Below are 21,873 nucleotides of genomic sequence, written 5' to 3'. Positions count from 1 at the left end.
CCTCCTCTGAACCCATTTTAGGGGCTCTGACAGGTCTCTCACGATCACGCTGCCGGAGAAACCACGGGACATGTCAAATGAAACACCGGGCATCACTGCCCGGCGTTGAGCGGGTCTTTAAGCACTGGGCGGCGAATTGTCAACGGAATATGACAGGAACAATGGCAAATTCAGCCGCACGTCCGAATGCAAATTCACTCGGCGGCCGCGCGCGCTGAATCGCCCGTGTCCGGGGCATTGGCGTCGCCCGGAGCCGTTTCCTTGCCGAGATCCGGGAAAGCGACGATGCGCTTGCCCGAGAAATCCGCATGCACGACGACAAGCCCCTGCTCTTCGAAATAACCGAGCAATCGCCGTGCGCGACGGGCCGAATGCGTTCCGTAGGCGCGGGCAATCATAGCGTCCGACGGACAAGGCAGCCCGCGCAGGGCCGCCTGTGCCAGCATCAGGAAGACTGCCTGCAGGTCTTCCGTCACCCGGTCGGCCAGCCCAAGCGCCGAGGCCCAATCCTCGCTTTCCGCCGTCTCGGCATCGATGCCCGATCGGGCGACGGCCATCTTGCGGCGGAATGCGCCCAAGGAGAGCGCGGGTCCGGGGACGCGGCGAATGCGGCAGCGCACGAGAAAGTCCTGGTAGAGCTCAGCATCGGGCCTGAACGCGGCTTCCGGATTTGCGACGATTTCGGCAAAGAGGCTGCCGATCAGCGCCTCCCGCTCCTCCGCTGAGATTTCCGGTTGCACCGGCTTGGCTTCCACGGGCGCTGCGGGCTCGGGCCTTGGCCGCGACAGCTCCGCGAGAATATCGCTTGCGGGGCGCGGCTGCGGCGCTGTGCGGCGGGTAACCGGGCGGGTGAATTCCTCCGGGTCGGGCGTGAAGATCAGGTCCGCCACGTCCTGCGGCGCTTCGGGCAGCGGCATCAGCTTCGGGCTCATCGACCGTGCCGAGGTCTCGACCGAACCGATCGTCACCCTCAACGGCCGGCGGGAAAGCGCGGGACCGAGCGCCACGAAGGAGCCGCGCTTCAGGTCGCGAAACATCTCGGCGGTGCGCCGGTCCATGCCGAGCAGATCGGCGGCGCGCAGCATATCGATGTCGAGGAAGGTGCGTCCCATCAGGAAGTTCGAGGCCTCTGCCGCCACGTTCTTGGCGAGCTTGGCGAGGCGCTGCGTGGCGACGACGCCGGCAAGCCCGCGCTTGCGGCCGCGGCACATGAGATTGGTCATTGCGCCGAGTGAAACCTTGCGTATTTCCTCCGAAACGTCGCCGCCGACGGACGGTGCGAACATCTGCGCCTCGTCGACGACCACCAGAACGGGATACCAATATTCCCGGTCCGCATCGAACATTGCATTCAGAAACACGCCGGCGCTGCGCATCTGCTGCTCGACATCCAGCCCTTCGAGCGAAAGCACGCAGGAAACGCGGTACTGGCGGATGCGGGTGGCGATGCCGATGAGCTCCGCATCGGTACGCTCCCCCTCGATCACCACATGGCCGAACTTGTCTGCAAGCGTGACGAAATCGCCTTCCGGATCGATGATGCACTGCTGCACCCAAGGCGCGGATTGTTCCAGCAGACGGCGGAGCAGATGCGACTTGCCGGAGCCGGAATTGCCCTGCACGAGAAGACGCGTCGCCAGAAGCTCTTCGATATCGAGCGAGGCCGAAGTCCCTTCGGACGTCGTTCCCATGTCGATGCCGACTTTCATCCTTACCTCTTCGTGACGGGTTGATTCGCGGCCGCGGACGGGTCGCCAAAACGGGCAACACCTAGCATGGATCGCGCTCGAACGTGCCGCCGATTATGGAAACCCACAGGGAATAGTTGCGCTCGAATGCCGCTCTCGGACATGCGCAGCAATGTCGTGCGCCGATTCAGGTGACCGCTTCGCGCCTGTCCGCAGTTGCGGCAGCGGCAACAACTCTCAAGCCGAAGCCTTGCATCAGACGGCGTGTCGCGAAATCGGGATTGCCCGATGTGAAGATCGCCGGGTCCTCGCCGTTCAATGGCTCGAACCCGTTCGGCAGCGGCACCAGCGAACGCGCCCGCCTCGCGATCGCTTCGGCCGGATCCAGCCAGTCTACCGGCCAGGGCGCCAGCCGGCGGAAAACATTGGCCATGAAAGGATAGTGCGTGCAGGCCAGCACGACGATATCGGTTCTCTTTCCCTCCGCCTCCACGAAGCAGGGCGCGATCTCGGCGAGAACCGCCTCGTCACCCAATGCGTCGCCGCGAATATAGGCTTCCGCCATGCGCGCGAGGTTCTCCGAGCCGACCAGTCTGACGTGACATTGCGAGGCGAAGGACTGGATGAGATCGCGGGTATAGGCGCGCTTCACGGTTCCCGGAGTCGCAAGCACCGAAACGAGGCCGGAACGGGTGCGCTCGGCCGCAGGCTTGATGGCCGGAACGGTGCCGACGAAGGTCATCTGCGGATAGGCGGCGCGCAGATCCGCGCCGACGAGCGTGAATGCCGTATTGCAGGCGATGATGCAGATTTCCGGATCATGCTCGGCAAGCAGCCCACCGAATAGAGCGATCACCCGCTCCTTCAGAGCGCCCTCCTCCCAGCCACCATAGGGAAAACCGGCATCGTCGGCGACGTAGATGAAATGCCGCTCCGGCATCAGCACGCGCGCCTCGCGCAGCACCGTCAGGCCACCGATCCCGCTGTCGAAGACGAGAATGGGCTTCAGCTCAGTCTTTGTCACCGCCGCTCTGTTCTTTCCTGCTATGCCCGGGCGGAGCTGCGGAGCCACGCGGATTTTCGCGCGTGAAACGGTCGAGCGAAGAAATGACGCCGCGCAGCACCTGGATTTCCGATTCGGTAAAGGATGGTCTGGTCAGAACCGCGCGCAGATTCTCGACCAATTTCGGCTTTTTGTCGGCGGAACGGAAATAGTTGCGCGCGTCGAGTGCCTCTTCCAGATGCTCGCAGAGCCCATGCAACTGCTCCTTCGTCGCCGGGCGCTGCTGGCTCGCCTGGAAAGATGTCTCGTCCTCGGAGGTCATGCCGGTCTTCAGCCACTCATAGGACATGAGCAGCACTGCCTGGGCGAGGTTCAGCGAAGCGAAGGCGGGATTGACCGGGAAGGTCACGATCTCGTCGGCAAGCGCGACCTCGGCATTGGTCAGTCCGGTGCGCTCGCGGCCGAAAATGATGCCGACCTTCTCGCCCTCCTTGAACCGGTGACGGAGTTCCCGGGCGGCGACGATCGGCGAGCGCACGGGTTTGAAGCCGTCGCGGTCGCGCGCGGTGGTCGCGTAGACGAAATTGAGGTCGGCGAGCGCCTCTTCGAGCGTTTCGTAGAGCTTGGCACCGTCGATCACGTGATCGGCGCGGCTGGCGGCGGAGCGTGCCTTTTCACTCGGCCAGCCATCGCGCGGGCTGACGAGGCGCAGTTCGGACAGGCCGAAATTCGCCATGGCGCGCGCCACCATGCCGATATTCTCGCCGAGCTGGGGAAAGGCGAGAATGATCGCCGGACCTTCCGTCAAAAGTTCGCGCTCGCTGTTTGTGCCTGCCATCGCCTGTGTGCCTTCTGTTCGGCGCTTCCCTCGCATATATGGACGCGGATTTAAAGCCCGCGCTCCTGCCCGGCGGGCCGCACGCGCGGCGAATGAAGACGCTCGAGCGAAACGGCAACCATCTCCAGTCCAAGGCCTGCGTCGTCGCGCGATACCGGCAGATGACGCTCGACCGGCGCAGCGACGCTCCGGGACCGGTAGAAATAGTCCGCTCCGGTTTCGCGCACCTTGCTTGCGAGCTTCAGATTTTCCGCGATCTGCGCCGCGAAGTCATCCGGGCTTTCCGCGGCCTGCGACATCTTTCGCGCGAATATGCGCGCCCAATAGGTGCAGCCCATGAACACCGCCAGGGTCTGGCGCACATGCCCCGGGCGGGTGACGAGCTGCCAGGAGACGCCGAGCGGTTTGGCGGCAGCGGCCAGGTCCCTGTAGGCGCGGTCGAGCGCCTGCGACCGGGTGACGAGATCAAGGCCGGACGTTCCCCTCCTTGCCTCCTCCAGCAATTCGGCGAGCTTGTCGCACCAGTTTCTGATCGCGCCATCGAGCGTCGTGCGGGTCTTCGTCGGAAACACGACGAAAGCCACCGCCGCGCCGGCGACCGAGCCGACAAGGGTCTCCTCGAGACGCAGCTCCAGAAGCTGCGGCGTCAAAACGCCGAGCAGGCTGTAGGCGAGAGAGAGGACGACCGAGACGAAGAAGGTCATGGTCGCGTAGGAGACCGGGAGGAAATAGAAGGCCAGAAAGATGCAGGCCGCACCAAGGGGCAGGACTATATAGACAGTCCCGCCGATCGCGCTTGCCGCCGCGAGTCCGACGACGATGCCCGCCAATGTGCCGGCCGACCGCTGCAAGGCCTTCACTGCGGTATCACCGCGGGAGCGCGTATTGGTGAAGACGAGGAACGCAGCGAGAACCGCCCAGAACCAGCGCTCGCGTGAAAGCATCAGGCCGAACACCATTGCGATGCCCGAGGCGAGGGTAATCTGGATCGCGCTCCGTAAAGCCGGGTCGGCCATGGAAAAGCGAGCCGTTGCCGCCGAGGGCTCAGGAGATGGCACCGGATGCGGTTCGTCGAGGTCCGCCTCCTTGAGGGCGCCCAGACTGCGATCGAGCCGATCTCGAACCGTATGAAGCCAAAGCAGAGCCCTGGCAGCCTCGAGCTGCCTGACATTCGCCTCGCCCAGCGACTGCATTCCCCGTTCTATCTCGTCCGAATTTTTCGCCAGGGCTGCGTCGACAACTATCGCAGGCGGCATTGCCTGAAGGCTGAGCACGATCACGCTCTCGGCCGCAAGATGAATGTCGAAGAGCCCGATGGCGAGGTCCGCAGAGACGACGCCGGGTTCCGGCGCCGGGCGGCGGTTGTCCGTCGCAATGAAGCTCTCCGCCATCAACACGGCTTCCTTCAATCTCTCCTCCAGCGCGTGCAGCCTGCGGCGATCGGCAGCCTTGAGAATGGGCCTGCGCGCAGCCGCTGCGATCTCATGAAGGATTTCATCCACTCTCTGCTGGACGCTCGCGATCGCCCTCAGGAGATCACGGTAGCGGTCGTCCGGAAGAAGGACGGTTCGCACAAGATGCGCGGTCGCCGCCGAGATCCCGGCACCGAGAACGAGCGCCGGCAACTGATCCAGCGACGGGCGCAGATAGGCTCCGGTGAAATAGGACATGAAGGCGAACATGCCGACGGCGAACCACCGCTGACCGAAGGCGCGGCCATAGACGGCTACGAAGATGACCACGAGAAAAACGAGATCGGAAACGTGCCGGTAGCGCTCCAGCGTAGAGGCGAGCGTGACCATCGCAACGCCCGTGACGACCGCCAGAATACGCGTGACCAGTTGTTCCGAGGCCGTCCGGTCGCGAACCGCCAGACCGCCTTCGATCGAAAGCGTTATCGCAAGCCCATAGGCGGCCGGCGGCAGCGGTGTGGCGATGAAATGGAAGGCGATCAGCAGAGCGACCGAGATCACCACCGTCGCCGTTATGCGGGACGCCTGCCGCAGCCGGGAAAAGGCCGGATCATTGGCCAGCAGCCAGTCCCGGAAGCGAAGCCTGAACGTCATGGCGCCTCTGCCTGTCCGCACGCCCGCAGCGTGCAGCGTTTGTGGGATGACGACGCGCAAAAAACAGTTGAAGCACGCCGCCGCTCGATTTCTGAAATAGCCTTTCGCGCGGTCTTTTCAAAGCCGTGAGGTGACCGGCCCCCGGTCTGAAGACCGGGCGCGACCGGCCGATTCCGAGCTCGCCGCCTTGCTCCAAAGTTTCGGCCAAGCATGCTTTGCCTTGCTGGCTCACAGTGCTATAGGGCTCTGGATTTCTCCCACCGTCGGAATGCCGCACGCGGTGTTCCGCAAGCTACGAGGCATATCAATGGCAAAGATCAAGGTCGCCAATCCGGTCGTCGAACTCGACGGCGACGAGATGACCCGCATCATCTGGCAGTTCATCAAGGACAAGCTGATCCATCCTTATCTCGACCTCGATCTCGAATATTACGACCTCGGCGTCGAAAACCGTGATGCAACTGACGACCAGGTGACGATCGACGCCGCAAACGCCATCAAGAAACACGGTGTCGGGGTCAAATGCGCCACGATCACGCCGGACGAAGGCCGCGTCGAGGAGTTCAAGCTGAAGAAGATGTGGAAGTCGCCGAACGGCACGATCCGCAACATCCTCGGCGGCGTCATCTTCCGCGAGCCGATCATCTGCAAGAACGTGCCGCGCCTCGTTCCCGGCTGGACCAAGCCGATCATCGTCGGCCGCCACGCCTTCGGCGATCAGTACCGCGCAACCGATTTCAAATTCCCGGGCAAGGGCAAGCTCTCGATCAAGTTCGTCGGCGAAGACGGCCAGACGATCGAGCATGACGTTTACGACGCGCCGGGCGCCGGCGTGGCACTCGCCATGTACAACCTGGACGAATCGATCACCGAATTCGCGCGCGCCTCGTTCAACTACGGCCTGCAGCGCAAGGTTCCGGTCTACCTTTCGACCAAGAACACGATCCTGAAGGCCTATGACGGCCGCTTCAAGGATATCTTCCAGAAGGTGTTCGACGAGGAATTCGCCGCCCAGTTCAAGGCCGAGAAGCTCTGGTACGAACACCGCCTGATCGACGACATGGTCGCCTCGGCGCTGAAGTGGTCCGGCGGCTATGTCTGGGCCTGCAAGAACTATGACGGCGACGTGCAGTCCGACATCGTCGCGCAGGGCTTCGGCTCGCTCGGCCTGATGACCTCGGTGCTGATGACGCCGGACGGAAAGACGGTCGAAGCGGAAGCCGCCCACGGCACGGTGACGCGCCACTACCGCCAGCACCAGAAGGGCGAAGAAACCTCGACCAACTCGATCGCCTCGATCTTCGCCTGGACCCGCGGCCTCGCCCACCGCGCCAAGCTCGACGGCAACACCGAACTCGCGAAGTTTTCCGAAACTCTGGAGCGCGTCTGCGTCGATACGGTCGAATCGGGCTTCATGACCAAGGACTTGGCGCTCCTCATCGGCCCCGACCAGCCCTGGCTGTCGACCACCGGCTTCCTTGACAAGATCGACGAGAACCTCAGGAAGGCAATGGCCGCCTAAGCGGCCAGCCCGACAACCACAACTGCGAAACCCGGCCTTGTGCCGGGTTTCTTGCTTGAATGGTACGAGCAAAATGGAGCCGCATTACTTGAGCGGCAGATAGATTTCCGTAAGCAGCTCGGTCGGGGCCACCTCGCGCGGGTTGTTCAGATATTTCTCGAACATGACGCAGTCGCGGATTTCGCGGCCGGAGTTCGGAAGCCAGGTCCCATAAAGCCATCGATAGGCCTTCGGCATGTCGGCATAGGGGCCTTTGTGCCGCAGCACGGCATAGTGCCCGCCCTCGATTTTTTGGGGCGTCAGCGGCGCCTCGGCCGCGTGCTCGCCGTTGACCGTCACGCAGGCGAAGGATCGGAGCTTATCCGTCTCCACGAGTTCCGGGTCATCCAGGTAGATTCCGACCATCTCCATGTCCGGCCGAAAGAGGCCGCGTGCAAAAAGGGTACCGTAAAGCGTTTCGAACGCCTCGCCGATACCCATGTAGGAACCGGAATGGGCGACACCCGCCAGGGTCAGAGGCTCTATCGTCCTCAAGTCAACATCGTACATGACAGCATTTCCTTCCGTAGAGGCGGCTTCAAAGGCCCTGTGGCTCCCCTCCTTCCTGTAGCGCGCCGGCGGAAGGCCATAGACGGCCTTGAAGGTGCGGTTGAAGGATTGAACATTCGGGTAGCCGGAGCGTCGCGCGATCGCTTCGACGGAAAGATCGGTCTGGACGAGCTCTGCCGCCGCGCGCTGCAGCCGCAATCTCTTGACGGTCGCCGCCAATGTCTCGCCATTTACCGCCCGGTAGATGCGATGCCAGTGGTGCGGCGAAAGACATGCGATCTCCGACAACCGGCCGAGATCCAGTTCTTCATCGAGATGCCCGTAGATATAGGCCGAGACGCGATGAAGCCGCCTCTCATATGTAGCCCATGCACCGCCCGTCATATCGAACCTTCCGCGCTTCGCTCGATCGCCTTCAAACCACGGATCGATTTGACAAATCCTGCTGACCTAAGTGCTGCCCGCTCCGCTTGTGCGGCAATGCGACTCAGATAGGCTGACAATGCCCGGCGCGCAGGATCCTGCAAACGTGGCGGATCTCGAAGGTTTCTCCGATGCCCGATTCTCTTATCCCGAAAACTGTCAGCGTGATCGCCGAGGGATACGGCCGCACCAGGCTGAAAGCGGACGCCCTGGCCGGCCTGACGGTCGCCATCGTCGCCTTGCCGCTTTCGATGGCCATCGCCATCGCCTCCGGCGTAACACCCGATCGCGGCCTCTATACCGCAATCGTCGGCGGCTTCCTCGTTTCACTCCTCGGCGGCAGCCGGGTCCAAATCGGCGGTCCGGCGGGTGCCTTCATCGTTCTCGTCGCCGCGACCGGTGCCCGGCACGGCATCGACGGCCTGCTGCTTGCGACTGCCATGGCTGGCATCATGCTCGTTGCGGCCGGCTACTTGCGCCTCGGACAGTACATCAAATTCATCCCCTACCCCGTCACAGTCGGCTTCACGGCAGGGATTGCCGTGATCATCTTCGCCAGCCAGTTGCGCGACCTTTTCGGCCTGACGCTTTCGGGTAGCGAACCCGGGCCGATCGTCGAAAAGACCGTGGCACTCGGCCGGGCTGCCGACACGGTCAATTGGGCGGCAGTGGTGACCGCCACCCTCACGATCGGCATCATTCTCGCGCTGCGCCGATCGAGGCCGCATTGGCCCGGCATGCTGATTGCCGTTGGTGCCGCATCGGTCCTCGTCGCCGCCTTGTCTTTGCCGACGGACACGATCGGCAGCCGTTTCGGCGGTATTCCGCGCGGCCTCCCGTTTCCGACCTTGCCGCCGCTCTCCCTTGAGAAAGCCGTTGCGGTGTTTCCGGACGCGGTCTCGTTGGCTCTTCTCGGCGCGATCGAGTCACTGCTTTCGGCCGTGGTGGCCGATGGCATGACGGGACGTAGACATAGATCCAGCATGGAGTTGATTGCTCAGGGAGTCGCCAATTTAGGTTCGGCGCTCTTCGGCGGCATCTGCGTCACCGGCACCATTGCCCGCACGGCAACCAACGTTCGCGCCGGAGGCACCAGCCCCGTTGCTGGCATGCTGCATTCGGTCTTTCTCCTTCTCTTCATGCTGCTTGCCGCACCGCTCGCAAGCTATATCCCACTCGCTTCCCTCGCCGGCGTGCTTGCAGTCGTTGCCTGGAACATGATCGAGAAGCCGGCCTTCATGGCGCTCTTGCGGTCGTCCTACGGTGATGCCGTCGTGCTGCTCGCGACCTTTTTCATCGTTGTCTTTCGCGAATTGACAGAAGGGATAGTGATCGGAGTCGCGCTCGGCGCCCTCCTGTTCATCAATCGAATGGCGAAAAACATCTCGGTCGGTGAAATGAAGTCGCTCGAGCTGCTGCAAGCGGGGAACGGCGACGAAGAGCACCCGGTCATCGGCGACGATCCCGAAACGGTGATCTATCGGATTGCAGGCGTCTTCTTCTTCGGCTCGGCAGCCACCGTTGCCGCGGTGCTCGATCGGATCGCCGATCAGCGCCGAAACTTCATTCTCGATTGCTCGGAAATCCCCTTCATGGATTCTACCGCCGCGAACATCATCGAAGGGACGTTGCGCAAGGCGGAGAGGATCGGCGTGCGCGTCATTATCGTCGGTGCCAATACGCAGGTTCGTCGCGCCTTGTATCAACACCACGTGCGTCCACCGCGTGTCTTGATGCGCGCCTCGGTTCCGGCGGCACTCGACACAATCCGCAGCGAACTGCGCACATGAAAAAGGGCGCCGCAGCGCCCATTATTCGTCTTTTCGCACCACGCCGCTCAACCGGCCAACGCTACGGCGACCGCCTCGATCGCCTCCGCTGCACGTCCGCCGTCCGGACCGCCGGCCTGGGCCATGTCGGGCCGCCCGCCGCCGCCCTTGCCGCCGAGCGCAGCCGAAGCGACGCGCACCAGATCCACGGCGCTGACTTTCGAAGTGAGGTCGTCGGTGACCGCCACCACGGCGCTCGCCTTGCCGTCGCCGCTGACGCCCACGAAGGCGACCACGCCCGAACCGAGCGTCTTCTTGCCGTCGTCCGCAAGGCTCTTCAGGTCCTTCGGCTCGACGCCGGATACCACCCTGCCGAGGAACCGGACGCCGCCGATGTCGCGGGCAGCATCCCCGGAGCCGTTCTGACCGTCACCCGCGAGCGCGAGTTTCTTCTTCGCCTCGGTAAGTTCCCGTTCCAGCTTGCGGCGCTCGTCGAGCAGCGCCTCGACGCGCCCGAGGACATCCGAGGGCTGGACCTTCAGGGCAGATGCCAACGTCTTGACCCGCTCATCCTGTTCGTTGAGATAGGCTCGCGCGGCCTCACCGGTCAGCGCCTCCACCCGGCGCACGCCGGCGCCGACAGCGCTTTCCGAGACGACGCGAACGAGGCCGATATCGCCCGTAGCGGACACATGCGTACCGCCACAGAGCTCGACCGAATAGGGCCTGCCGGCTTTGGCGCCGCGAAGGCCCTGCCCCATGGACACGACCCGCACCTCGTCGCCGTATTTCTCGCCGAAGAGCGCCATGGCGCCCTCGGCGATCGCATCGTCGACGCTCATCAGCCGTGTGACGACCGGCGTGTTCTGGACGATGATCTCGTTCGCCATCTCCTCGACGATCTTCAGCTCCTCCGCCGTCATCGGCTTCGGATGCGAGACGTCGAAGCGCAAGCGCTCAGGCGCGACGAGCGAGCCCTTCTGGGCAACATGGGTACCGAGGACCTCGCGCAGCGCCTCGTGCAGCAGATGCGTCGCGGAATGGTTGGCGCGCAGGCGCGCACGGCGCGCATGGTCGACCGTCAGGGCAGCCGCTTCGCCGGTCTTCACGCTGCCTTCCTCCACGGTGCAATAGTGGACGAAGAGCCCTTCGCCACGTTTCTGCGTGTCGGTCACAGTAAGCTTGCCGGTCTCGGTGGTGATGGCGCCGGTGTCACCCACCTGGCCGCCGGATTCGCCGTAGAAAGGCGTCTGGTTCAGAACCAGCTGCACGTTCTCGCCCTTGGTGGCCGCCTCGACGACGGCACCATCCCTGACGATCGCCTGAATGACCCCTTCGGCTGACTCGGTGTCGTAGCCGAGGAAGTCGGTCGCGCCGTGCTTATCCCTGAGCTCGAACCAGATGGTCTCGGTCGCGGCTTCGCCGGAGCCGGCCCAGTTGGCGCGGGCCTCGGCCTTCTGCCGTTGCATGGCGGCCGTAAATGCGTCCGTATCGACGCCGATGCCCTTGGCGCGCAGCGCGTCCTGGGTGAGGTCGAGCGGAAAACCGTAGGTGTCGTAGAGCTTGAACGCCGTCTCGCCGTTGAACTGGTCGCCTTCGGAAAGATCGGCCGAAGCCTCCGCCAAAAGGTTGAGGCCGCGCTCCAGGGTCTTGCGGAAGCGGGTTTCCTCCAGCTTCAGCGTTTCCGAGATCAGCGCTTCGGCGCGGACGAGTTCCGGATAAGCACGGCCCATCTGGCCCACGAGCGCCGGCAGGAGCTTCCACATCAGCGGATCCCGCGCGCCGAGCAACTGTGCGTGGCGCATGGCGCGGCGCATGATTCTGCGCAGAACGTAACCGCGGCCCTCGTTCGACGGCAGAACCCCATCGGCGATCAGGAACGCGGAGGAACGCAGATGATCGGCGATGACGCGATGGCTCGCGCGCCGGTCCCCCTCGGCCTTCACGCCGGTCGCCTCTTCGGAAGCCGCGATCAACGCGCGGAAAAGGTCGATGTCATAATTGTCGTGCTGGCCCTGGAGCACGGCGGCCACGCGCTCCAGCCCCATGCCCGTGTCGATCGAAGGCCGCGGCAGGTCGACGCGCTCTTCCTTGGTGATCTGCTCGTACTGCATGAAGACGAGGTTCCAGATCTCGATGAAGCGATCGCCGTCTTCCTCGGCCGAGCCGGGAGGTCCGCCCCAGATATGATCGCCGTGATCGTAGAATATTTCCGAGCACGGGCCGCATGGACCGGTGTCTCCCATGGCCCAGAAGTTGTCGCTCGTCGCGATGCGGATGATGCGATCGTCGCTCAGGCCGGCAATCTTCTTCCAAAGGCCGAAGGCCTCGTCGTCGGTATGGTACACCGTGACGAGCAGACGCTTGGCATCGAGCCCGTATTCCTTGGTGATCAGGTTCCAGGCAAGCTCGATCGCGCGCTCCTTGAAATAGTCGCCGAAGGAGAAATTGCCGAGCATCTCGAAGAAGGTGTGGTGACGGGCGGTGTAGCCGACATTGTCGAGGTCGTTATGCTTGCCGCCGGCGCGCACGCATTTCTGCGCCGTCGCCGCGGTCGAATAGGGTCGCTGCTCGAGGCCGGTGAACACATTCTTGAACTGCACCATGCCCGCATTGGTGAACATCAATGTCGGGTCGTTGCGCGGCACGAGTGGGCTGGACGGCACGACCTCGTGACCGTTCTTGCGGAAATAGTCGAGGAACATCGACCGGATTTCATTCACGCCGCTCATCTTGCGTCCTATCTGTGTACACTCCGGCGGCAGCCCGATCTCTCCAGGCTGCAAGCCGCACTTTTCAACCCCGCGCTTAGGCGCGTCGCATTCAATCACGTCACGCCTCCCGCCGGCCGAGCCGTCGGAACCACAGGCTTTTATCGTCCGCATTTCATGCTGTCCAGCGGGCAGCAAAAAACCGGCCGCGGGTGACGACGGCCGGCTTCGCATGCTTCAACCAGACGGTTGCTGCCGATTACATGTCGGCGGCTTCGTCGCCGTCGCTTTCCGGCCCGCCATTCTCCAGGAACCGGTCGGCGATGAGACCGGCATTCTGCCGCAGAGCCGTCTCGATTTCACGCAACAGTTCGGGATTCTCCCGCAGGAAGAGCTTGGCGTTTTCCCGTCCCTGGCCGAGCCGCTGGCTGTTATAGGAAAACCAGGCGCCCGATTTCTCGACGATGCCCGCCTTGACGCCGAGATCGATCAATTCGCCCGTCTTCGAAACGCCTTCGCCATACATGATGTCGAACTCGACCTGCTTGAAGGGCGGTGCCATCTTGTTCTTGACGACCTTGACGCGGGTCTGGTTGCCGACGACTTCCTCGCGCTCCTTGACCGAGCCGATACGGCGAATGTCGAGGCGCACCGAGGCGTAGAACTTGAGCGCATTGCCGCCCGTCGTCGTTTCCGGCGAGCCGAACATCACGCCGATCTTCATGCGGATCTGGTTGATGAAGATCACCATGCAGTTTGACTTGGAGATCGATGCCGTAAGCTTGCGCAGCGCCTGGCTCATGAGGCGCGCCTGCATGCCCGGCAGACTGTCGCCCATCTCGCCCTCGATTTCGGCGCGCGGCACGAGTGCGGCCACCGAATCGATGACGAGAATGTCGATCGCACCCGAACGGACCAGCGTATCGGTGATTTCCAGCGCCTGCTCGCCCGTATCTGGCTGCGAAATCAGAAGATTTTCGAGATCCACCCCGAGCTTTCGCGCATAGACCGGATCGAGTGCGTGTTCGGCATCGACGAAGCCGCAGATGCCGCCCTTCTTCTGTGCCTCGGCAATGGTCTGCAGCGCCAGCGTGGTCTTGCCCGAGCTTTCCGGTCCATAGATCTCGATGATGCGGCCTTTCGGCAGGCCGCCGATGCCGAGCGCGATGTCGAGGCCGAGCGAACCGGTGGAGACGGTTTCGATCTCAACTACGCTGTCCTTCGCTCCGAGCTTCATGATCGATCCCTTACCGAACGAACGTTCGATCTGGGAAAGAGCCGCTTCAAGTGCCTTGCTTTTGTCCACCGATTTGTCCTCTACGAGCCGCAAAGAATTTTGTGCCATTGGTCCACCTTTAGGTTATTGGAGCTATCGAGGCAATGAAGCCGCCGCAAGCCTTTTTGTACATGTTTTGTTCCAACTTGGCAATGGCACGTCAAGCAATTGAAATTGCACGGCATATTTCACTACGTTCGATTCTTGTTCACGCCTTTCGTCCACAGTATCCACAAGTTGCGCGTCAACGCATGCCGGCTTTCACGCGCCGCCCCGATTCGCTTCGTGATTCACGATGGATCAAAGCCGGACAAAGCCCTAAAAGGTAGTCCGAAACGATAGATCGGAATGCCGGCGGAAGAGAGACTTCGCCACCTTTTCTCCGCCCTTCATCGAGGACCAGATGCAAGCACAGGTGAAGTCGCAGAACATAGCCGTTTTTGGCGGCGCTCATATCGACCGGCGCGGCCGGATCAGCGGCGCGACGACACCGGGCGCGAGCAATCCGGGCACCTGGTTTGAGGAAGCCGGGGGCGGCGGCTTCAATGCAGCGAGAAATCTCGCGCGCCTCGGCCATCGCGTAACCATGATCAGCCCGCGGGGCGGCGATCCCGCCGGCGACACGGTGGCGGCCGCTGCGGAAGCTGCCGGTGTGATCGATCGCCCTTTCACCTTTCTCGATCGCAAGACGCCGAGCTATACGGCAATCCTGGAAAACGACGGCAACCTCGTCATCGCGCTCGCGGACATGGACCTCTATGCTCTGTTTACGCCGCGCCGGCTGCAGCAGCGGACCACGCGCGAGATTTTAGCGGCGAGCGAACTCGTGCTGATGGACGCCAATCTGCCGGAGGAGACATTGACGGCGCTTGCCGGCATCGCCGCGAAGTCCAGCCCGCTCCGTGCCGGTATCGCCGTTTCTCCGGCAAAGGTGGTCCGCTACCGCGCGTGCCTCGACGGGCTCGATTTCCTGTTCATGAACGAGGCGGAGGCGCGCGCACTGACCGGCACCGAGGCCGCAACCGCCGCGGAATGGCCGTTGCTGCTGCGCTCCGCCGGTCTTTCCGGCGGTGTCGTGACGCGCGGAGGCCGGGCCGCGGTCGCCTTCGACGGCAAGGGTGCCTGCCTCGCTACGCCGCCGGCTCTTTCAGCACTTGCCGACGTCACCGGCGCCGGCGATGCGCTTGCCTCGGGCTTTCTCGCCGCCCGGCTTGCCGGTGCGGATCTTGCCGACTGCCTGCGCCGGGGCATGGCGGCCGCCGTCATAACGCTGCATTCGCCCTACGCTGCCTCCGAAGAGATGCTGCCTGACAAGCTGGAGCAAGTGCTGCGCCTTGTGCCGGAAGCGGAAATGCTGGCATGAGAATTGGCAGCTGAATGGGAGCCGGGTAGCGCGGAATGCGGGCGGTTCTTCCGCACCCTCTGCTCCAGGCACCGGAATCGATCAGGCACCCCCGATGCAATTTGCCGTCGGATGTCATCAATCAAGGAAACGATCATGACCAAACCCTCCTCCCCGTCCCTGCCGATGGAATATTCAGATGAAGTCGCGGCCGCCAAGCAACGAGGTGCGCCGATCGTCGCGCTGGAATCCACGATCATCACGCATGGCATGCCCTATCCCGGCAACCTCGACATGGCCCGCAGCGTCGAGACGATCATCCGCGAACAGGGTGCCGTGCCCGCGACCATCGCCGTAATCCACGGGGTCCTCCATATCGGTCTGGACGATGCCAAACTGGAGGCGCTGTCGAAGACGCAGGGCGCGATGAAACTTTCGCGCGCCGACCTCGCCTTTGCGATCGCCGAACGCCGCACCGGAGCCACGACCGTTGCCGCAACGATGATCGCCGCTGCCCGTGCCGGCATCCGGGTTTTTGCGACCGGCGGCATCGGCGGTGTTCACCGCGGAGCGGAGCAGAGCTTCGACATATCGGCGGACCTGGACGAACTCGCACGTACCGGCGTCATTGTCGTCTGTGCCGGCGCCAAGGCCATTCTGGACATTCCCAAGACGCTCGAAGTGCTCGAAACCCGCGGTGTCCCTGTCGTGACCTATGACAGCGAGAACTTCCCGGCCTTCTGGTCGCGTGAATCCGGCCTCAAGAGCCCGCTGATGCTGAACAGCCCGGCGGCAATCGCCAGTTTCCAGCGGACGCGCGAGTTGCTCGGGATCGACGGCGGAATGCTTGTCGCCAATCCGGTGCCTGAACAAAGCGAAATCCCGCGCGAGGAGATGGAGATCTATATCACCCGCGCACTGGACAATGCGGCGAGCGAGGGCATTTCCGGCAAGGCGGTCACACCGTATCTGCTCGACAACCTCTTCCGTTTGACGGACGGGCGCAGCCTGGAAACCAATATCGCGCTGGTCGAGAACAATGCGCGCCTTGCCGCCGGGATCGCTGTCGCACTCGCTGCGAAGTAACCGCAGAAATGGAATAGGAAGGCGAAGGGGATCTGCCGCGCCGCCGTTTGCCCTTCTCCCTATCGAAATGGGGAAGATGCCGGCAAACGGCGAAGAGCACAGGTTCGGAGGAGAAACCTCGTCAGCTGTCGAGCATCTCGCGCACGGCGACGGCAAGTTGCTTCAGCGAGAAGGGCTTCGGCAGGAAGCCGAACTTCGCGTCGGCCGGCAGATTTCGCGCAAAAGCATCTTCGGCATAGCCGGATACGAAGATGAACTTCAGGTCCGGATATGTCTTGCGCAGCTCGCGCAGCAGCGTCGGCCCGTCCATCTCCGGCATCACGACGTCGGAGACGACGATATCGACGGCGCCTTCGAGTTCGTCCATGATCTCCAGCGCTTCGATACCCGATCCCGCTTCGTGAACCGTATAGCCGCGCGTCTCCAGCATGCGCTTGCCGCCGCGCCGGACCGCTTCCTCGTCCTCGACGAGCAGCACGACCGCCGAATCCCCGGTCAGGTCGGCAGGCTCGGCCCGAGGCATCGGCACCGCAACCGGTTCGCTCCTCGCCGGCGCCGCGGATTGCGCTGCGGACGCGTCCTCATCCTGGATTTCGGGCACGTCGACATGCCGCGGCAGCAGGATGCGGAAGGTCGTACCGCTGCCGATCTCCGACTCGGGATAGATATAGCCGCCGGACTGCTTCACGATGCCGTAAACCATCGACAGTCCGAGTCCGGTGCCCTTGCCGACATCCTTCGTGGTGAAGAAGGGCTCGAAGATCTTGTCCATGATTTCCGGCGGAATGCCGGTGCCTTGGTCGGACACCTCGACCATGACGAAGTCTTCCTCGGGCAGTTCGCGCCGTCCAAGCGCCGACACTTCGCTCGCCGGCAGATTGCGCGTCCTGAGCGTGATGATCCCGCCTGCAGGCATGGCGTCGCGGGCATTGACGGCGAGGTTCAGGAGCACCTGCTCGAACTGGCCGAGGTCGGTCTTCACCGGCCAGAGATCGCGGCCGTAGTCGACCTCCACCTTGACGTTGGTGCCGGTCATGCGGTCGACGAGCATCCTGAGATCGCCGATGACGTCGGTGAGATTGAGCACCGTCGGACGCATCGTCTGCTTGCGCGAGAAGGCGAGCAGCTGCCGCACAAGCACGGCTGCCCGGTTGGCGTTACGCTTGATCTCCATCAGGTCCGCGAAGGTCGCATCCGCCGGCCGCGCCGATAGCAGCAGATGGTCGGCGGAAAGCAGGATGGCCGTCAGGACGTTGTTGAAATCATGGGCGATGCCGCCGGCGAGCGTTCCCACGGCATTCATCTTCTGCGTCTGCGCCATCTGGTTTTCGAGCGCCTTCTGCTCGGTGATCTCCAGAGCATAGATGATCGCAGCCTCCTCGGGCGCCTGATCGCTCTGGTCGATGACGGCATTGACGTAGAAGCGGAAGTGACGCCCATCATCCTTGGGATGAAGCGCGTCGATCGGGGCAATATCGCTCTGCCGGTCCTTCGCGGCAGCCAGCGACTCCTGCAGACGCCCTCTCTCGGATTGATGCACCACGGCGTCGATCAGGGCCCCGCGCTCGACCTCGTCCTGCGAAACGAGCCCGGCGAAGAGCTTCATGAACGGAGCGTTGGTTCGGAGAATGCGGCCGTCTCCATCCACCGAGGCGATCGCCATGGGCGTGTTGTTGAAGAAGCGGGTGAACCGCATCGCGGCATTCGACGCGGACTGATCGCCGTCGTCGCCTTCCCGGGACATCACGATCGTCCGGCTTTCGCCGGGCGCACCGTCCCGTGCCGAGGAAACGCGATGAATGAGGCGTACCGGCAGGCTCTGGCCGTTGGTCTTTCTGAGATCGAGGTCCAGGATCTTGGTTTTCTTGAGGCCGGGCTCCGCCTGTACCGATTGTACCAGCGCCAGCCCCTCGCCCGCGACGAGATCGGCAATGCTGACGGAGCCGGGCTGGAACTTGGTCAGGTCTATTCCGAGCCAATCGGCGAGCGTCGCGTTGATATAGAAGATCTCGCCCTTGCGCCCGGCGGAGAAGAAGCCCGCGGGTGCGTGGTCGAGATAGTCGATCGCGTTCTGCAGTTCCTTGAAGAAGCGCTCCTGCTCGTCGCGCTCCGCGGTAATATCCGCGATCTGCCACAAGTAGAGCGGATTGCTGTCGGCATCCTCGAGCGGCAATACCCGCGCCTTCAGCCGATACCAATGGGCGCCGGAACCGGCCACCTTGCCGTTTGCCAGAGGTTTCAGCAGCCGGAACTCCTCGTGTCCCTGCTTGCCCTCATGCAGACCGTTGGTCAGGCGATAGATCGCTTCGGTTGCCTCGCGGTTGCGCGACAGGATCGTTTCGAGCGACTGGATGCCTGCCGCGCTCTTGGTGCCCGTCAGGGCACCATAGGCCGCGTTGGCATAGATGATGCGCCCCTTGCGGTCGGTCACGATCGTCCCGTCTTCATGCGCGTCGAGGAAGGCGCGCGCCAGTTCGTCCGGCCGCGATTGCGGCATCACTTCGATAAAGCCGATGACGGAAGAAACGAGGAAGAAGATGCCCACCATGGCCAGCACGCCGAGAATGCCGAGCACGATCTCGTTTTCGAGCTGGTCCTTGAAGACGACGAAAGCGGCAGCCGACGCGGTGAGGACGATCGCAAGCAGGATGATCCTGAGGATGGTTCCCGGACGAACGCCCCGGTCAACGACCGGCATCTGGTAGTCACCTGCCTGCCGCAATTTCGTCATCGGGTCCTCACCTGCTGCCGGGTCGCATCGAACGCGATCCGAGCGCTTGCAGTGCCGTACATCCCCGTGGATGCACAAGGGCCGCTGCAATACTTTGAATTGCCGCATGACTTATCCCCAATCCGTTTCCGGCTTGAGGAACCATGCGGTGGCCGGGTCCGAAGGCATCGTCGCGAATCGATGGCCGCCCTCCGCGCTTTCGCGCATCGACCTGGAATCATCTTTAACAATCAGAGATAACAGCAAAAAGCGTCTCTGCGGAAGCGCTGCGGTCAATTCACAGGGAATGTCGGGCCGAAGCTTGTCCAAGCCCGAAAAAAGCCGTCAAATATTGACATGCGAAGCGGCAGTAAGGAGTTCAGCCTATGTTGGAAACAATCCTCGGGGACAACGCCAGCCGGTTCATGATCGCCGCCGGAGCGGTTGCGATCGGTCTCTTGTGCCTCGTCGCCGTGCTTCGGCTCATGCGCAACAAGCCCTCCTCTCCCTTCGTCCGTGGCGGCAAGAACAGGCAGCCGCGGCTTGCAGTGCTCGATGCCGCCGCTGTCGACACGCGTCGGCGCCTGGTGCTCGTCCGCCGCGACGACGTCGAGCACCTGATCATGATTGGCGGCCCGACGGACATCGTGATCGAAAGCCGCATCGCGCCCGAGGGAGAAGATCCGGTTCCGGCCGCACTTCAGGCGCAGCCGGAAGAAAAGACGACCCGCGCCCCGATTGCGGAAACCCGGCCTCAGCCGGTTCCTTCCCCTGTCCCGCCCGAACGCCCTCTCCCGACGGAAGCTGCCGCCGACCCCGTTCGGCAACCGGCGCGCCCGAGCGAGCCGCCGCGGGTCACCGCGCGCCCGGAGCCTCCGGTGCGGGTGGTTCCGGATCAGCAAGGCCCCGCACTCGGCTCACCGCAGCCGCAGCAGGTCTCCAGGCCTTTACCTGCGCCTCACATTCCGCCGGTATCAGCCATCGAGCCGTCGCACACCGATTTCAGCGCGGTGCGTGACCGCTCGCTTCCGGTGGAGCCCGCTGCTCGCGAAGAGCGCCCCGTCCCGCTTACGGCGCTCGAGCCGGTAAAGGGCATGCCGGGCCAATCTCTCCCGCCTCGGCCCGCAGCGCCGGAAGCGGCCGCGGAATTCGAGCGCATGCTCGATGCGGAAATCAGCGGCGATCTCCAGCGCTTCTCACCTTCACGGCCGCCGCGTCCGGAGATCAGGCCCGCCGGTCGCCAGGAACCGGTACTCGGATCGCCTTCGCAGGAGACCCGCAAGGAGCCGACGATCGAAGAAGAAATGGAAAGGATGCTCGCCGATATCTCCGTGAGCCGCAAATTGTAACTCGTACGCCGCGGAACAACGCATCGGTGCCAAATGAAAACGGCGCGGTCGAACCGCGCCGTTTTCGATAGTCCCAACGGTGTCCCGGGACTTATTCGTCCCGGTAGACCTTCTCGCGACGCTCGTGACGTTCCTGCGCCTCGATCGAGAGAGTTGCGATCGGCCGGGCGTCCAGGCGCTTCAGTCCGATCGGCTCCCCGGTTTCCTCGCAGTAGCCGTAGGTGCCTTCATCGAGCCGCTGCAACGCGGCATCGATTTTGGCAATCAACTTCCGCTGACGGTCCCGAGCGCGCAACTCGATCGCCCGATCCGTTTCGGACGAGGCGCGGTCCGCAAGATCAGGATGATTGGCGCTCTCCTCCGCCAGGTGATCCAGTGTCTCGCGGGCTTCGCGAAGGATGTCGTTTCTCCAGGCATTCAGCTTCGCACGAAAGTATGCCCGGTGGTTCGCATTCATAAAATCCTCGTCCTCCGACAGGACATAGGTACTAAGATCGATCTTCTCACTCAACGCGATTCTCCTGAAGAACATCTCATTGCGGCGGTGTATAGACCTATGGAAGCTCTGATTCAAGCCTTGTAATCAGTGCTTAACTGCATTTTAACACTGCCCGCATCGCAGGCTAACCGGCTAATATTTCATCACAATTACACGCAAAGTCTTGAACGCCGAAATACCGCTCACCGCCGACGGCATCGGCCGCTTGACGTTCCACGGGCGAGCACGGCGGCATTTCGGATTGCGACATTTGGTGCGCGACCCGCATCGGTTCAATGGGCGCACCGGATCAAAAAACCACGAAACGCGGCTTGATCTTTACGCCGACCGGCGGGACAACGGAGCATCCGCAAGGCGTTTCCAGCCGTCGGCACCAGGGGCGCCTCCATCCTGGGGATTTCCAACACCGGGTGAATACATGCAAGACAGCGTCGTCCCGGCCTTCCAGCTTCTGCTTCTTCGCCACGCCCGATCGGGCTGGGCTCTGCCCGGCCAGAGCGATTTCGATCGCGCGCTCGACGATGTCGGCTTTGCGGAGGCGGAACTCACGGCACAGTCCGCAGCCGACCATCGCATCAGGCCGGACCTGATTCTTTGTTCGACGGCTGTCCGCTGCCGGCAGACGGCCGAACCGCTATACCGCGCATTTGGCGAAGATATCGACATTCGGTACCTCGACCCACTCTATACCGGTCCCACGACCGTCTATGCCGACCTTGTCGAGGCGCATGCGAGCCGACCCTCGCTGATGATTATCGGGCACAATCCGATGATGGAGGAGCTCTTTCGACGAATTCTGGGCGAAGAACGGGCGGCTGCGGCACTCGCTGACGGATATCCGCCGGCCGGAATGGCGGTGATCGATTTTGCGGCGCCGCCGAAAGCCGGAAGGGCATGGACAGCGACACTTTCGAAGTTCCTCGTTCCCGCCCTTGAAGAAGCCGGGAAAGGATGAGGCCCTGCCAGCCGCTTCCGCCTGCGGAAACGGCGAATTCGCTTCGCCTTGTTGCGCTGGCGGAAACATTTCCTATATCGCTCCAGA

15 protein-coding genes are annotated in these 21,873 nt (G+C 63.0%); 6 read left to right on the top strand and 9 right to left on the bottom strand.

The genetic code is table 11. The annotated features are described in order from the left end of the window. Positions 1-194: 194 nt before the first annotated feature. The 4 genes from BHD07_RS20745 to BHD07_RS20730 all read right to left on the bottom strand — a co-directional run bounded on the left by BHD07_RS20745 (position 195) and on the right by BHD07_RS20730 (position 5,595). The gene (locus tag BHD07_RS20745; protein ID WP_338282917.1) at positions 195-1,709 is read right to left on the bottom strand and encodes an ATP-binding protein; all 1,515 of its coding nucleotides are present in this window, start codon (positions 1,707-1,709) and stop codon (positions 195-197) included. Between the two features lie 166 nt (positions 1,710-1,875). Then, positions 1,876-2,712, bottom strand: coding sequence for a glutamate racemase (gene murI / locus BHD07_RS20740; protein WP_338282916.1), 837 nt, complete (start codon positions 2,710-2,712; stop codon positions 1,876-1,878). After that, complete coding sequence (locus tag BHD07_RS20735; RefSeq protein WP_018095098.1) at positions 2,699-3,529, bottom strand: RNA methyltransferase; 831 nt, start codon at positions 3,527-3,529, stop codon at positions 2,699-2,701. Before BHD07_RS20735 ends, murI begins: the two co-directional genes overlap by 14 nt. 50 nt (positions 3,530-3,579) lie before the next feature. Next, entirely contained in the window at positions 3,580-5,595 is a 2,016-nt protein-coding gene (locus tag BHD07_RS20730) for an FUSC family protein (protein WP_338282915.1), read from the bottom strand. Between the two features lie 307 nt (positions 5,596-5,902). Here BHD07_RS20730 and BHD07_RS20725 point away from each other — a divergent pair, with 307 nt between their 5' ends. Next, positions 5,903-7,117: an NADP-dependent isocitrate dehydrogenase gene (locus tag BHD07_RS20725; RefSeq protein WP_338282914.1), complete on the top strand. Its 1,215-nt coding sequence runs from the start codon at positions 5,903-5,905 to the stop codon at positions 7,115-7,117. A gap of 84 nt (positions 7,118-7,201) precedes the next feature. On the opposite strand, the gene BHD07_RS20720 is transcribed toward BHD07_RS20725, so the two are convergent. Beyond that, positions 7,202-8,050: an AraC family transcriptional regulator gene (locus BHD07_RS20720; protein WP_338282913.1), complete on the bottom strand. Its 849-nt coding sequence runs from the start codon at positions 8,048-8,050 to the stop codon at positions 7,202-7,204. A 170-nt stretch (positions 8,051-8,220) separates the two neighbouring features. Between BHD07_RS20720 and BHD07_RS20715 the strand changes: the two genes are divergently transcribed. Beyond that, positions 8,221-9,879 carry a SulP family inorganic anion transporter gene (locus BHD07_RS20715; RefSeq protein ID WP_338282912.1) on the top strand — a complete coding sequence of 553 codons (1,659 nt, stop codon included), beginning with the start codon at positions 8,221-8,223 and terminating at the stop codon, positions 9,877-9,879. Positions 9,880-9,926: 47 nt separating this feature from the next. Here BHD07_RS20715 and alaS read toward each other — a convergent pair whose 3' ends face one another. Next, the gene (gene alaS / locus BHD07_RS20710; RefSeq protein ID WP_338282911.1) at positions 9,927-12,590 is read right to left on the bottom strand and encodes an alanine--tRNA ligase; all 2,664 of its coding nucleotides are present in this window, start codon (positions 12,588-12,590) and stop codon (positions 9,927-9,929) included. 238 nt (positions 12,591-12,828) lie between these two features. Continuing rightward, the gene (recA, locus tag BHD07_RS20705; RefSeq protein ID WP_010969478.1) at positions 12,829-13,914 is read right to left on the bottom strand and encodes a recombinase RecA; all 1,086 of its coding nucleotides are present in this window, start codon (positions 13,912-13,914) and stop codon (positions 12,829-12,831) included. Between the two features lie 334 nt (positions 13,915-14,248). On the opposite strand from recA, the gene BHD07_RS20700 reads away from it, so the two are divergent. Together BHD07_RS20700 and BHD07_RS20695 are read left to right on the top strand one after the other, a co-directional pair. After that, entirely contained in the window at positions 14,249-15,208 is a 960-nt protein-coding gene (locus BHD07_RS20700; protein ID WP_338282909.1) for a carbohydrate kinase family protein, read from the top strand. A gap of 135 nt (positions 15,209-15,343) precedes the next feature. Next, entirely contained in the window at positions 15,344-16,273 is a 930-nt protein-coding gene (locus BHD07_RS20695; protein WP_100673131.1) for a pseudouridine-5'-phosphate glycosidase, read from the top strand. Positions 16,274-16,394: 121 nt separating this feature from the next. Here the strand turns inward: BHD07_RS20695 and cckA are convergent, their stop codons facing one another. Continuing rightward, positions 16,395-19,004, bottom strand: a complete 2,610-nt coding sequence (gene cckA, locus BHD07_RS20690; RefSeq protein ID WP_338282907.1) for a cell cycle histidine kinase CckA — start codon at positions 19,002-19,004, stop codon at positions 16,395-16,397. A gap of 365 nt (positions 19,005-19,369) precedes the next feature. Between cckA and BHD07_RS20685 the strand changes: the two genes are divergently transcribed. Next, a complete protein-coding gene (locus tag BHD07_RS20685; protein ID WP_338282906.1) occupies positions 19,370-20,332 on the top strand; it encodes a flagellar biosynthetic protein FliO in 963 nt (320 codons plus the stop codon). Positions 20,333-20,423: 91 nt separating this feature from the next. On the opposite strand, the gene dksA is transcribed toward BHD07_RS20685, so the two are convergent. Beyond that, positions 20,424-20,843 (bottom strand): RNA polymerase-binding protein DksA, encoded by a 420-nt coding sequence (gene dksA, locus BHD07_RS20680; protein ID WP_003532995.1) that lies wholly within the window; start codon positions 20,841-20,843, stop codon positions 20,424-20,426. A 406-nt stretch (positions 20,844-21,249) separates the two neighbouring features. Between dksA and BHD07_RS20675 the strand changes: the two genes are divergently transcribed. Further along, positions 21,250-21,786 (top strand): SixA phosphatase family protein, encoded by a 537-nt coding sequence (locus tag BHD07_RS20675; protein WP_338282904.1) that lies wholly within the window; start codon positions 21,250-21,252, stop codon positions 21,784-21,786. Positions 21,787-21,873: the final 87 nt, after the last annotated feature.

The sequence above is a fragment of the Sinorhizobium sp. KGO-5 genome, from assembly GCF_036245905.1.
Lineage (GTDB): Bacteria > Pseudomonadota > Alphaproteobacteria > Rhizobiales > Rhizobiaceae > Sinorhizobium > Sinorhizobium meliloti_A.
Note: the sequence above shows the minus strand (reverse complement) of the source record. Positions and strands in the feature narration are given on the sequence as shown.